Annotated in this window: 12 protein-coding genes; 8 read left to right on the top strand and 4 right to left on the bottom strand. The window is 73.2% G+C overall.

What is annotated here, in order from left to right; genetic code table 11:
- Positions 1–603: 603 nt before the first annotated feature.
- Both HYE82_RS14740 and HYE82_RS14735 read left to right on the top strand, forming a co-directional pair.
- Positions 604–3,057: a SpoIIE family protein phosphatase gene (locus HYE82_RS14740; RefSeq protein ID WP_179174492.1), complete on the top strand. Its 2,454-nt coding sequence runs from the start codon at positions 604–606 to the stop codon at positions 3,055–3,057.
- 167 nt (positions 3,058–3,224) lie between these two features.
- A complete protein-coding gene (locus tag HYE82_RS14735; RefSeq protein WP_179174491.1) occupies positions 3,225–3,473 on the top strand; it encodes a response regulator transcription factor in 249 nt (82 codons plus the stop codon).
- 13 nt (positions 3,474–3,486) lie between these two features.
- Here the strand turns inward: HYE82_RS14735 and HYE82_RS14730 are convergent, their stop codons facing one another.
- Positions 3,487–4,503, bottom strand: a complete 1,017-nt coding sequence (locus HYE82_RS14730; RefSeq protein WP_179174490.1) for a serine/threonine-protein kinase — start codon at positions 4,501–4,503, stop codon at positions 3,487–3,489.
- On the opposite strand from HYE82_RS14730, the gene HYE82_RS38980 reads away from it, so the two are divergent.
- Positions 4,412–5,656: a protein kinase gene (locus HYE82_RS38980; protein ID WP_306439582.1), complete on the top strand. Its 1,245-nt coding sequence runs from the start codon at positions 4,412–4,414 to the stop codon at positions 5,654–5,656. The two genes, HYE82_RS14730 and HYE82_RS38980, sit on opposite strands and share 92 nt — an antisense overlap.
- Positions 5,657–5,740: 84 nt before the next feature.
- On the opposite strand, the gene HYE82_RS14720 is transcribed toward HYE82_RS38980, so the two are convergent.
- The 3 genes from HYE82_RS14720 to HYE82_RS14710 all read right to left on the bottom strand — a co-directional run bounded on the left by HYE82_RS14720 (position 5,741) and on the right by HYE82_RS14710 (position 7,447).
- A complete protein-coding gene (locus tag HYE82_RS14720; RefSeq protein ID WP_179174489.1) occupies positions 5,741–6,064 on the bottom strand; it encodes a plasmid stabilization protein in 324 nt (107 codons plus the stop codon).
- Positions 6,065–6,143: 79 nt separating this feature from the next.
- The gene (locus HYE82_RS14715) at positions 6,144–6,704 is read right to left on the bottom strand and encodes a hemerythrin domain-containing protein (protein WP_179174488.1); all 561 of its coding nucleotides are present in this window, start codon (positions 6,702–6,704) and stop codon (positions 6,144–6,146) included.
- A 296-nt stretch (positions 6,705–7,000) separates the two neighbouring features.
- Positions 7,001–7,447: a flavin reductase family protein gene (locus HYE82_RS14710; protein WP_256987237.1), complete on the bottom strand. Its 447-nt coding sequence runs from the start codon at positions 7,445–7,447 to the stop codon at positions 7,001–7,003.
- Positions 7,448–7,669: 222 nt separating this feature from the next.
- Between HYE82_RS14710 and HYE82_RS14705 the strand changes: the two genes are divergently transcribed.
- From HYE82_RS14705 to HYE82_RS14685, 5 genes are all read left to right on the top strand, one after another.
- Positions 7,670–7,912 (top strand): DUF6480 family protein, encoded by a 243-nt coding sequence (locus HYE82_RS14705; protein WP_179174487.1) that lies wholly within the window; start codon positions 7,670–7,672, stop codon positions 7,910–7,912.
- A 283-nt stretch (positions 7,913–8,195) separates the two neighbouring features.
- Positions 8,196–8,393, top strand: coding sequence for a hypothetical protein (locus tag HYE82_RS14700; protein WP_179174486.1), 198 nt, complete (start codon positions 8,196–8,198; stop codon positions 8,391–8,393).
- 332 nt (positions 8,394–8,725) lie between these two features.
- Positions 8,726–9,589: an oxaloacetate decarboxylase gene (locus HYE82_RS14695; protein WP_179174496.1), complete on the top strand. Its 864-nt coding sequence runs from the start codon at positions 8,726–8,728 to the stop codon at positions 9,587–9,589.
- Positions 9,586–9,843, top strand: a complete 258-nt coding sequence (locus HYE82_RS14690; RefSeq protein ID WP_309144323.1) for a hypothetical protein — start codon at positions 9,586–9,588, stop codon at positions 9,841–9,843. Before HYE82_RS14695 ends, HYE82_RS14690 begins: the two co-directional genes overlap by 4 nt.
- An 811-nt stretch (positions 9,844–10,654) precedes the next feature.
- On the top strand, positions 10,655–12,115 hold the full coding sequence (locus HYE82_RS14685) for an amino acid permease (RefSeq protein WP_179174485.1): 1,461 nt from the start codon (positions 10,655–10,657) through the stop codon (positions 12,113–12,115).
- Positions 12,116–12,313 lie beyond the last annotated feature (198 nt).

Genomic DNA, 12,313 nt, shown 5'->3' with positions numbered 1-12,313 from the left:
GGCCCCGGCGGCCACGGTGCGCCGCTTCGCCGCTCGGCTTTCCCGTCCCGGTGCTGCGGACGCCCCTCCTCGACGGACGGCGCCGTGCGGTGGCGCAGCAGGCGGGGCGCAGTGCCCGCCCTCCGGGGCCCGGCTCGGTCTGCGACACCGTCTCCGCTCCGTCGGCCCTGCCGCGTCGCGGCGGCGTCCACACCGCGGCGGCCCTCGCACCGCGCCGGCCTTCGTACCGCGACGGCGTCCGTACCGCGGCGGCCCTCGTACTGCGGCGGCGTTCGTACCGGAACCGGTGGGCGTGGCCGCGTGCGCGGGCCCCGGCGGCCACGGTGCGCCGCTTCGCCGCTCGGCTTTCCCGTCCCGGTGCTGCGGACGCCCCTCCTCGACGGACGGCGCCGTGCGGTGGCGCAGCAGGCGGGGCGCAGTGCCCGCCCTCCGGGTCCCCGCGCAGTCGCGTGGCCGCCGCCCCCGGGAACCGTGCGGACCGGACTGCGTTGGTGCTCCCTGCGCCGCTGGATCATGCTTGTCAGTGGGGCCTCTGGCCGTGCGGTCTCGCGGGACTTCCCGTGGGACAGCGGTCGCGGAACGAGCGAGGGCGAGTGAGCGGCGATGGAGCAACTTCCCACCTCTCCTGGTGAGCGGCCGGAGGAGACGGACGCCTCTTCTCAGCGGGCGTACACGGCCACGGCCACCATCAACGAGCAGGGCATCGTGACGGAGTGGAGCGAGGGTGCCACCCGGCTGCTCGGCTACGTGTCCTCCGAGGTCGTGGGGCTGCCCGCCGAACGGCTGCTCGCCGATGCCGCCGACGGCGCGGCGCAGTGGATCCCGCCCGGCCGGGAGCGGTGGAGCGGCACCGTCGCGCTGCGGCACCGGAACGGGCACCGGCTGGAGCCGGGGCTGCTCGCGCACCGCTGGACGTCCAGCGGCGGGACCGCCAAGTGGTTCGTGGTCTGCGCCGTGCCCGGCGGGCCGGCTGCCCTCGCCGGCGAGCCGCTGAAGGAGCTGAAGGAGCTGAAGGAATGGGCGTTCACCCAGTCCCCCTGCTTCCTGGCGATCTTCGATGCGGAGCTGCGTCTGGTGCAGGCGAACGACGGTATGGAGCGCACGCTGTCCCTCACCGAGGCCGAGATGCGCGGCCTGCGGTTGCCGGAGATCGCCCCGGACCCGGTGAGCGACGAGACCGAGCGGAGGATGCGCCTGGTCCTGGAGACGGGGGAGCCGCAGTACGTGGACGCCTTCGTCCGTCCCACGGCCGCCGGATCGGAGCACGGCTGGGCGGCCTCGCTGGCCCCGCTGCGGGACCCGGACGGCCGGGTGCGCGCCGTCTGCCTGGCCGCGCACGACCGGGTCGGTGCCGGGAAGGGCGTCCGGGAGCGCCTCCACCTGCAGGGCGACGTCGCCGCCCACATCGGCACGGCCCTGGACAGTGCCCGCACCGCGCAGGAGCTGGTCGACGTCGCCGTCCCGCGGCTCGCCGACTTCGCCGTCGTCGACCTGCTCGAACCCCTCCCGCGGGGCGACGAGCCCGCGCCCGGCCCGCGGGCGGGCCCGGTCACCGTCACCCGCACCGCGGTGCGGTCGGTGCTCGAAGGGGGGCCGGAGTCCCGTGTCTCGGTCGGCGGGACGACCGTCTACCCGCTGCTGTCGCCGCCCGCCGAGTGCCTGGCCGCGGGCCGTGGCGCGGTGTACGGGGCGGGTGACCCGGCGGTCGCCCGGTGGGCGGAGCAGGACGCCGGGGCCGCCTGGATCGGCGAGTACGGAACCCATTCGATGATGGTGGTGCCGGTGCGGGCCGGCGACACCACGCTCGGGGTGGCCCTCTTCGGCCGCCAGCTGCACCGGGAGCCCTTCCAACCGGAGGACCTGTGGCTGGCCGAGGAGCTCGCGCAGCGGGCGGCCGCCGGCATCCACGGCGCGGTCCGGCAGCCCCGCGAGCACACCACCACCATGACCCTGCAGCGCAGCCTGCTCCCGCACACGCTGCCCGAGCAGGCGGCGCTCGAGATCGCCACCCGTTACCTGCCCGCCGGCACCGAGGCCGGGGTGGGAGGCGATTGGTTCGACGTGATCCCGCTGTCCGGCGCGCGGGTGGCCCTGGTCGTGGGCGACGTCGTCGGCCACGGCATGCGGGCGGCCGCCACCATGGGCCGGCTGCGCACCGCCGTACGCACCCTGGCCGACGTCGACCTGCCGCCCGACGAGCTGCTCACCCACCTCGACGACCTGATCATCCACCTGTCCGCGGACGAGGGCGAGCAGGACCCCGGCGGAGAGGCCGCGGGGGGCATCGGCACCACCTGCCTGTACGTGGTCTACGACCCGGTGACCCGCCGCTGCACCCTCGCCCGGGCGGGCCACCCCCCGCCGGCCGTGGTCTCGCCGGAGGGCTCGGTGTACCTCGTCGACGTACCGGCCGGCCCGCCGCTGGGGCTGGGGGGACTGCCCTTCGAGACCGCCGAGGCGGAGCTTCCCGAGGGCAGCATCATCGCCCTGTACACCGACGGCCTGCTCCAGCCCCGCGAGCGGGACATCGACGACGCCCTGGACAGCATGCTCGCCGCCCTCTACCGGCCGGCGAACACGCTGGACACGGTCTGCGACCGCGTCCTGACCGCCCTGCTGACCCACCCTCCCGACGACGACGTCGCCCTGCTCGTCGCCCGGACCCGGGCCCTGCACGCCGACCAGGTCGTCGTCTGGGACCTGTCCTCCGACCCGTCCGTCGTCGGCCAGGCCCGCCGGTACACCACGGACCAGCTGGCGGCCTGGGGGCTGGAGGAGGCCTCGTTCGTCACGGAGCTGCTGGTCAGCGAGCTGGTCACCAACGCCATCCGGTACGGCCAGCCGCCGATCCAGCTGCGGCTGATCCACCAGAACAGCACGCTGATCTGCGAGGTCTCCGATTCGAGCAGCACGGCCCCGCACATGCGGCGGGCCCGGACCTTCGACGAGGGAGGGAGGGGGCTGCTGCTGGTCGCCCAGCTGGCCCAGCGCTGGGGCACCCGGCCGGCCGCCGTCGGCAAGACCATCTGGGCCGAGCAGTCCCTCGTCGGCTTCTGAAACGGGACGGGCGGGCCCTGTGACACGCCTGTGACAGTCGACGGACAGCGCCATGACGTCGCGCAGCCAGTCTTTTGAGCAGGGACAAATACCGACATTCGGTATAGATCCCCTGCTTCCGAGGGTGTGAGCAGAGATGACCCAACCGATTCGTCGGAGGAAATCCCATGAGCCTCACCCTCACCGCCCCGGCCCCCTCGACCGCCCCGGCTGCCGAAGCCACCGCCTCCGCGCTGGCCCCGCGCGAGCAGGAGGCCCTGCGCCACATCGCCTCCGGCTGCACCTACCTGCAGACGGCCCGCAACATGGGGCTGTCGAAGCACACGGTCGACGCCTACCTGCGCCGCATCCGCGCCAAGCTGGGCATCAACACCACGGCGGAGATGACCCGCCTGGCCGTCTCGATGGGGCTGTGACCCCCGCCCGCGTTCACAGCGGCCCGCTGGACGGGCCGCGGAAGACCGGGGCGGCCCAGGCCGGAGGCTCCGGCGGCGGCTCGCCGCCCCCCGCGCTCCCGGGCCGGTGATCCACCCGGGACTCGGGATCCGAGCGGCGGCCGGCGATCCCGGTGGCGGCGCGCAGGGCGGCCACGAACTCCAGGCAGGAGTCGTAGCGGTCCTCCGGTACCTTCGCCAGGGCCTTGCCCAGGACCTCGTCGGCGGCGGGCGGGATGTCCGGCCGCTTCTCGGTCACGGGGGGCGGCGGATCGTACTGGTGGGCCCACAGCAGCGCGGCGTCCTCCTCGCGCTCGAATGGCGGACCGCCCGCGAGGGATTCGTACACCACGCAGGCCAGGCTGTAGAGGTCGCACCTACCGTCGACCGGCCGGCCGGAGATCTGCTCGGGTGCCATGTAGTCGAGGGTTCCGACGAACTCGCCGGCAGTGGTGAACCCGGTGAGCGACAGGGACTTCTTCGTCAGCCCGAAGTCCGTGAGGTAGACGTGCTCGGGGTGGTCGCTGTCGGTGCCCGCGGCGACCAGGATGTTGCCGGGTTTGACGTCCCGGTGGACGAGGTCGTGCTCGTGGGCGGCGTCGAGCGCGGATGCCACCTGGCCGGCGATGCGCAGGGCGGTGGCGACGGGGAGCGGGCCCTCCCGGTCCAGCAGGGCCCGCATGTCGAGGCCGGAGACGTACCGCATGGCGATGTAGAGGACGCCCTCGGTCTCGCCGGCTTCGTAGATGGGCACGATGTGCGGGTGGTCGATGGACGCGGCCACCCGCGACTCATGGGTGAAGCGGCGCCGGAAGGTGTCGTCACGGGCGCGCTCCGGGGCGATCAGTTTGAGCGCGACCGTACGGTCCAGGCGCAGGTCCTTCGCGGAGTAGACGACGGCCATCCCTCCGCGGCCCAGCATGCGCTCGACCCGGTATCCCGCGATCTGCTTGCCGATCAGGCCGGAGCCGCGGCCGCCCGCGTACACGCTCAGGTTCGACGCCGTGCCCATGGCACCCCTCACCCGGCCGCGCGGGCGGCGCCTCCGCGAACGCGGTGGTGCCGGCTCGGACGCGCGATCGACGCGACAGGCCGCTCCTCCATACCCGAAAGTCTATCCAGTGATCCACACGTGTGCCCGTTCGCGCGGGCCGTACGGCGTGTCCGGGCGCGGACGGCGGCCCCGGCCGACCGCGGCCCGTGCGGGCTCCGGGGTTTCCGGAGCGCTCCGGCTCGGACAGGCACGGCGCGCACCGCACCGCCTGGACGGGGGACAGCACGGTGACGAACGGTCAGTCGCGGAGGCGCTCCAGGTGGCCCACGCCGCGGGCAACGTGCACCGCGACGTGAAGCCGTCGAACGTCCTGCCGGCCGCCGACGGCCCGCGCGTCGACTTCGGCATCGCGCACGCCGCCGACGCGACCCCTCACCGGCAGCGGGGTGGCCGTCGGCACCCCTCGTTCATGGCGCCCGAGCAGGCCGCGGGCCGGGGCGTCGGGCCCGCCACCGACATCTTCACCCTCGGCCAGGTCGCCGCGTACGCCGCCACCGGCTCGCCCGCCTTCGGCGAGGGCTCCTCGCACGGGGTGCTGTACCGGATCTGCCCGAGGAGCCCGCTGTCCGGCGTGCCGTCGCGGCTGTCCGAGCGCGTCACCCGCTGCCCCGCCAAGGACCCGGCGGACCGGCCGTCGGTCGCCGAGGTCATCGCCCGGTGCCGGTCCGCGAACGTCGGCCTCCTCCGGAGCCGGCGGCGGCAGCGGCGCGGGGACCGGCACGAAGCCCTCCGCGAGCGGGGCCCGCCCCGACCCGGCGCCGGCCGACTACAAGAACATCAACCTGACCGCGCACTACCACCTCACCCTCGGCGAGGACCTGCTGCACCCCAGGAGGGCGAGGACGGGAACCACGGGCTCTCGTACGACACCGGCGGCTGCCTCGACGCCGAGAGCCGTGCAAGCACCTTCGCGCTCCTCGTCCCCGGGCCAGGCCTCGCCGCCTGCCGCGCCGAGACCCGCTTCACGGAGAACGTGTACGTCAACAGGCTGGGCGTGGGACGCCAGATGTACCTCACGACGGGGACCGGCCACATCGGCCTGGTCACGGTCCGCGGCATGTCCCCGGCGGGTTCGTCGAGCACCTGCCTCACGCTCGACGTGGCCCTCTGACGCAATACCGCACCGGGCACCGCCTCCCGCTGGCCCGTGCAACGGCAGGGGGCACTGGCCACGGCTCAAGGCCGCAGGCCCGGGTCAACGGCCCAGGGCCTCCTTGAGTTCGGCCTTGTCCATCTGGGAGCGGCCCTTGATGTTCCGCTTCTTGGCCTCGTTGTACAGCTGCTCCTTCGTCGGTCCTTGGGAGCCGCTGTGCGACCGCTGTCCGCCGCGCTTGGACGAGGACATGTCCTGGGTGGAGGATCGGCTGGCGGTGTCCGACTCGCCGGAGCGTGCACGCTCCTTGTTCACCGTCCGGGCGGCGATCTCCTTGGCCCGCTTCTCGGACTCGCCGCGGTCCAGCGCGGACTCCTTGATGTGTTCGTACTGTCGTTCCCGCTTGGGGGAAGAGCCTCGGGGCATGGCCCTCTCCTTCCGTGCCTTCGTGCCTTCGTGTCTTCGTGGGCGGGTGTGTCTTCGTGGGCGCAGCCGCGGCGGCGGCTCAGGCGCCCTTGCCGCGGCCTGTGACGAGGTCCCGTGCCCGGTCGACGAGGCCGAGGCCAGGGGCGAGGAGCTTGTTGGCGGGCGGGGTGGACGGGCTGCCGGGGTGCGGGCGGGTCGGTGCGAGCTTCTTCGCGCGCCGGATGCTGTCGCCGAGGTCGTCCAGGTCCTGCTGCGGGCAGTTGTGCCGCAGGGCCGGGAAGAGGTTCTCCTCCTCGTCCTTGATGTGGGCGAGGACCTCGATGCGCAGCTCTTCCACGCACCGGTCGAACTCGGGGCCGGACGGGTCCAGTTCCTCCAGCTCCTTGAGCATCTCCTCCGCCCGGGAATGGTCGGCGATCTCCTTGTCGGCGATCCGGTCGCCGTCGTCGAGGTGTTCGCGGACGGCCGGGTAGAGGTACTGCTCCTCCGCGACCGAGTGGCGGACGAGTTCGATGGTCAGCAGGTCGGCGACCTCCCGCCGCCGTGGGCCCTCGGTGGTGGTGCGCAGCTGCGCGAAGTAGTCCTTCACCTCGTCGTGGTCGGCAGTGAGTTCCTTGACGGCGTCTCCACCGTGTCCCATGGGATGCCTCCGATCCAGCGGTCCGGGCCGGTCGCCCGGACACCACTGCTCGGCGCCTGCCCCGTCGCCGGCGCGTCATGCCGGGAAACCCCGAAGGCGGCCGCCGGCGGCAGGGAGCCGCGGTGGCCGACGCAGTACACCGCGCCGGGCGTCGGACGGCGGCCCCGGCCCGCGACTGCTCCTCCCGCCGAGGGTCTGCCGCCCGCAGGCGGACACCCGGCTGCCGGGACCGGAACGAAGCCCCGGTGCGTGGTTCCGCTCCCGCCCACGGCCCGAGACGGGCAGTGCGCAACGGCTCAGGCCGGGTGGCCGGGCTTCAGGTCGCGTACGTCGGCGTACCGCAGCGGCTGGACGCGCGGGCCGGGGGCCGGCGGGGACTCGTCGACCGGGGACAGGAGGAAGCCCTCGTGGTCGCCGCCCGCGATCACCCCCTGGATCCGGCCGGTGAACCAGTCGACCGCGTCCGACAGCACCGGGCCGCCGTCGCGGCCGGGCCGCCAGCCGGTGCGGGCGAACTTGTCCACACGGTCCCCGGTCCGGCCGCCGAAGAGCTCCGCGAGTGCCCGCTGGTCGCTGCGGAGCAGGTGCACGGTGAGGTACCGGGCACTGCGCGCGACCGTGTGGGTGTGGTTGGCGGTCGACAGCCAGACGACGAAGCGGGGCGGATCGATCGAGCACTGCGAGGCGAACCCGACCAGGCACCCGGCCCGCTTGCCGCGGGACGCGGCCGTGACCACGTACATGGGTCCGTCCACGGCCGTGTTGAAGGCGTCGAGGCCGGGGCCGGATTCCGGCACGGATGGCTCCTGGGGTCGGCTGGCGGGCGCGGGGTGCTGCCCCTCCTCCTGCATCGGCAGGGGCGCGGACCGGCTTGAGGCGCGGACCGGCTTGAGCACACCGACGGTGCCTGCCGAACGGTGTCCGCTGCCGTGCATACCGGCGCCCTTCGCGGGGAGGCGCCGGGCATGAACGGAAACCATCCCCTGAGCAATCCGGACCCCGATCCGCGGCGGACGACGGGGCTGACGCCGGGCGGCGGTGTGCCGCCGGGCGAGACCCCGCCGGCTGAGTCGGGCACCGGCACCGGCACCGGCCCGCACCGCCCCCTGAAGCGGGGCTGGGCGGGCGGTCCGCTCGCCCTGATCGTCGCGCTGGTCCTCATCGTGGCCCTCTTCTTCCTCGCCTACGGCATCGTCCTGGCCCTGTGACGGCGACGGCCGTGCGACCGCCGGCCCGGACGGCGCGCACTCGTTCGTGACCGGACGGGAGCGTGCTCGGCTGCGGCCGGCCGTGCGCTCCCGTCACCGGTCGGGGCGGCAGGCTCCCGCGCGCCGGTGACGAGCGCGATGTGCCGGGCGGAGGTTTGGCGGGCGGCCGGGCGGTTAGGCGCCGGTCGGCGGGCGGCGGCAGCCGCCGCCGAGCGGTGCGCCCGCGCGGTGACGCAGCAGATGCGGTCGGCTACGGGCGGACGACAAGGGAGTGTGAAAGGCCATGGGCGGCGACAGCGACAGGCAGGACAGGGACCGGATCCGCGGGCGGTCGCCGGACCCGGACCGGCTGAGGACGGGCGGCCGGCCGCGCAGCCCCGAGGAGATCGCGCACGAGCGGGGGCGGGAGGACGCAACGATGCGCGACGTCATGCACGAGCTGAGCGAGGGCGACCTCGACGAGATGCGGGACGACCGCTGAGGGACGGCCCCGTCATACCCCCGGGCGGGCGGTCCCTGCTGCCCGGCCGCCGGGCTGTGGGACGGCTTCGTTGGGCCCGGGCCGGGCGGAAGGCAGCCGGTGGCGAGGACGCCCGGGTCGGCCTGCCCCGGACCGGTGGACGGCGGTGGTCCGCGTCCCGCGCCCAGTGACGTTTCTCTGGTGAAATCGCTCCCCCTGGAGAGTGAGTAAAGCGCTCGCCTCAGGAGTTTCCCGGTTGTCCCAGGAAAGTATCGGGCTTTGGTAAAGGACCGTCGTGTTGCGACGGTCCTGCCATGTCTCTGTGCTGCTTCGCCATGACGAGGAGTCAGATGTTGACCTACGGGAACAAGTTGCGGGAACAGATCGCCGCGCCGGGAACCACCCCCCTGATCGGCGTGTACGACATGTACTCGGCTTCCATCGCGGCCCGGCACTACGACGGGATGTTCGTCTCCGGGTTCGGCTTCGCCGCGTCCTACTACGGGCTGCCGGACATCGGGTTCATCGCCTGGCCGGACATGGTCGCCTTCGTGCAGCGCCTGCGCGGCGCGTTCCCCCGGCACCACCTGCTCGTGGACATCGACGATGGCTACGCCGACCCGGAGGTGGCCTGCCACGTGGTGGAGGGGCTGGAGCGCATCGGGGCCTCCGGCGTGATCCTGGAGGACCAGCAGCGCCCGCGTCGGTGCGGGCACGCCGACGGCAAGCAGGTGCTGCCCCTCCAGGAGTACCTCGACAAGCTGGAGATGGTGCTGGCCGTCCGACGGGACATGGTGGTGGTGGCGCGCACGGACGCCACCGAAGAGGCCGACATCCTGCACCGGGCCGAGCGCCTGGCGGCCACCGGTGCCGACGTCGTCCTCGTCGACGGGGTGCGCAGCGTGGAGTGGATCCGGCGGATCCGGGAGGTGGTCGGCGACAAGCCGCTGCTGTTCAACCAGCTCGCGGGCGGGAAGTCGCCGCGGCTCTCGCTCGGCGAGCTGGCCGAGCTCGGCGTGGACGTGGCCATCTACAGCACGCCGTGCCTCTTCGCCGCCCACGAGGCGATGGACTCGGCGCTGCGCGACCTGCGGCGTGACGACGGGCGCCTGCCCCTCGTGTCCGCCGAGGGCGGGATCGGCGTCACCGCCGCGACCCGGCTCCTGGAGGACAACGTGGCCCGGCTGCGCCCGGTCGCCGAACGGGTGGGGGCGTGAGCGGGCGGATGCGGGCGGCGGCCGTCCCGGCGATCGCCGCGGCCCTGCTCGGTGCGGCGGCGGCGCCCGCGGCGGCCGACGGGAGTCTGATCACGGTGGTCGACAATTCCCGTGCCGACTCGTTCCTGGAGGTCGACCGGACCGCCAACGTCCAGTACCGCAGCAGCGGCACGGCCGGCAGCGACCACGAGGGCAGTGCCGTCGAGGCCGTGTCGGCCCTGATCGGCGCCCTCACCCCCGCGCAGCAGGACTGACCGGACGGCGATCGCCGCGACCGGTCTGGGCCGCCCGGCACCGCGCCCCGATGCGCCCGGGGCCGGGCGGTCGGTCACGGCGGTCGCCGTGCCCCTGCCGCGCCGCGGTACGGCGGTACTGCGCTACCTCGTGACGAAGGTGACGCGGTCGGCCTCCCCGTCGACGGGGAGGAGGTTGCCGTGCGGGCAGTCGACGGCGAACAGTCGTACGGAGCCGGAGCCGGGGCCGGGGCCGGGGCCGGGGCCCGTGCGCTTGCCTCACCCGCTCATTCGCCCTGGGCCGTCCTCCGGCGCAGCTGTCGATCCGACACCGACGGTGACCGGCCGACGGCTGCCGGGAGGCCGCGGCGAGGGCGGCAGCCGTGCGGGATCTCCGCTCCATGGGGCCACGGCACATTCAACTGGGTTCCAGCGCCGGTCCGTTCGCATGGTCCCCGTGGTGCGGCCGCGGCAGCAACGCTCTGTGTTCACCTTCCGATAGGGGCGCGTTCCAAGTGGCACGCATTGCCATAGTGGCAATCGGCGTTCGCTCAGCGGAGGCTCAGATCCGGATAACGATCGCGTCACCGAGGGAGGGCCTTTCGGCCAGGTCACAGGCGAATGACCGTTATGCCGGTGATGTGCGCCACGGTCCGTCGTGGCCAGGCGTGGTACACCTTCACGACCGCCTGCCGGACACCACCCACGTCCGAGCAGGGGCGCTGGAGCCGGCCACCGCCGGCAGCAACTCCATCAGCATCCGGGGGATCGGAACCCGATTCGCAGCCGTGCGCGGCGCGGATCGGCATGGAGCGGAAAGGCGCACCACAGCATGACCTCGACGCAGGTCGAACAGCACAACGGCGACAACACGGCCGCGGGCAGCACGCCCGAGGAGGGCTACGAGCGCGGGCTCGGCAGCCGCCAGGTCCAGATGATCGCCATCGGCGGCGCCATCGGCGTCGGCCTCTTCCTGGGCGCGGGCGCGAACATCGCGAAGGCCGGGCCCAGCCTCATCCTGATGTACGCCCTCGCCGGCGTGATCGTCTTCTTCATCATGCGGGCACTCGGCGAGCTGCTCCTGTACCGGCCCGTCTCGGGTTCCTTCGCGGAGTACGCCCGCGAGTTCCTCGGTCCGTTCTTCGGTTTCGTGACCGGTTGGACGTACTGGCTCATGTGGGTGGTCACCGGCATGGCCGAGCTGACCGCCGCGGCGATCTACATGCACTACTGGTTCCCGGCCATCCCCCAGTGGGTGACGGCCCTGGTGTTCCTGGTGGTCCTGTACGTCGCCAACCTCATCTCGGTGAAGATCTTCGGCGAGATCGAGTTCTGGTTCTCGATGGTCAAGGTCACCGCCCTCATCGGCATGATCGTGATCGGTATCGGCGTCGTGACGTTCGGCTTCAGCGCCGCCGGTGACACCGCCGCCGTGTCCAACCTCTGGGCCTTCGACGGCATCTTCCCGAAGGGCGTCGGCTCCAGCCTGATGACCCTGCAGGGCGTCATGTTCGCGTACCTGGCCGTCGAGCTCGTCGGCGTCACCGCGGGCGAGTCCGAGAACCCGGAGAAGACCCTCCCCAAGGCCATCAACACCCTGCCGTGGCGCATCATCGTCTTCTACGTCGGCGCCCTCAGCGTGATCCTGATGGTCGTCAAGTGGACCGAGTTCCAGCCGGGCGTCAGCCCCTTCGTCGCGGCCTTCGCCAAGATCGGCATCCCGGCCGGTGCGGCCATCGTCAACTTCGTGGTCCTCACCGCGGCCCTGTCGTCCTGCAACTCCGGCATGTACTCCACCGGCCGTATGCTCCGCGACCTGGCCGCCAACTCCGAGGCCCCCAAGCTGCTGGGCAAGCTGAGCTCCACCAAGACCCCGGCCGTGGCCATCACCCTCTCCGCCGCCCTCATGGGCATCGGCGTCGTCCTCAACTACGTCGTCCCGGAGAAGGCCTTCGGCTACGTCACCTCGGTCGCGACCGCCGCCGGCATCTGGACCTGGCTGATGATCCTCGTCAGCCACATCCGCTACCGCCGCGCGGTGGACGCCGGGAAGCTCCCCGCCTCCTCCTTCCCGGCGCCCGGCGGCACGATCTGCAGCTGGATCGCCGTCGCGTTCCTGCTGCTGGTCACCACGATGATCGCCATCGACCCCGACAGCCGCATCTCCCTGTACGTGGGTGCCGGCTGGGCGGTCTGCCTGGCCATCGGCTGGGCCGTGCTGAAGTCCCGCAACCCGCAGATCGCGGCGCGGACCGCGGCCGACAGCAGCCCGAAGACCGCGGGCCGGTCCTGATCAACCCTTGAGCGGGTCCTCCCCCGCCCGCTCCCCACGGGGGCGTACCGGCCGGAACGGCAGGTACGCCCCCTTCGGCGTACGTACCGACGGGCCGACGGGCCGACGGGCCGGACGGGCCGACGTGCCAGCGGGCCGTCGGCACGTCGCGCAACCCGGCGGCCGGCCGCTGCGTCCCTCTGCACAGGACGCCCGGCC

This window comes from Streptomyces sp. BR123, from assembly GCF_013401435.1.
In the GTDB taxonomy this organism is placed as follows: domain Bacteria; phylum Actinomycetota; class Actinomycetes; order Streptomycetales; family Streptomycetaceae; genus Streptomyces.
The sequence above is the reverse complement of the archived record's forward strand: the minus strand, read 5'-3'. Positions and strand labels throughout refer to the sequence as shown.

Coding starts and splice junctions, on each gene's coding strand:
- HYE82_RS14740 (WP_179174492.1), top strand. CDS start 604: ATGGAGCAACTTCCCACCTCTCCTGGTGAGCGGCCGGAGGAGACGGAC.
- HYE82_RS14705 (WP_179174487.1), top strand. CDS start 7,670: ATGAACGGAAACCATCCCCTGAGCAATCCGGACCCCGATCCGCGGCGG.
- HYE82_RS14735 (WP_179174491.1), top strand. CDS start 3,225: ATGAGCCTCACCCTCACCGCCCCGGCCCCCTCGACCGCCCCGGCTGCC.
- HYE82_RS38980 (WP_306439582.1), top strand. CDS start 4,412: ATGCGCTCGACCCGGTATCCCGCGATCTGCTTGCCGATCAGGCCGGAG.
- HYE82_RS14715 (WP_179174488.1), bottom strand. CDS start 6,704: ATGGGACACGGTGGAGACGCCGTCAAGGAACTCACTGCCGACCACGAC.
- HYE82_RS14700 (WP_179174486.1), top strand. CDS start 8,196: ATGGGCGGCGACAGCGACAGGCAGGACAGGGACCGGATCCGCGGGCGG.
- HYE82_RS14710 (WP_256987237.1), bottom strand. CDS start 7,447: ATGTACGTGGTCACGGCCGCGTCCCGCGGCAAGCGGGCCGGGTGCCTG.
- HYE82_RS14730 (WP_179174490.1), bottom strand. CDS start 4,503: ATGGGCACGGCGTCGAACCTGAGCGTGTACGCGGGCGGCCGCGGCTCC.
- HYE82_RS14720 (WP_179174489.1), bottom strand. CDS start 6,064: ATGCCCCGAGGCTCTTCCCCCAAGCGGGAACGACAGTACGAACACATC.
- HYE82_RS14685 (WP_179174485.1), top strand. CDS start 10,655: ATGACCTCGACGCAGGTCGAACAGCACAACGGCGACAACACGGCCGCG.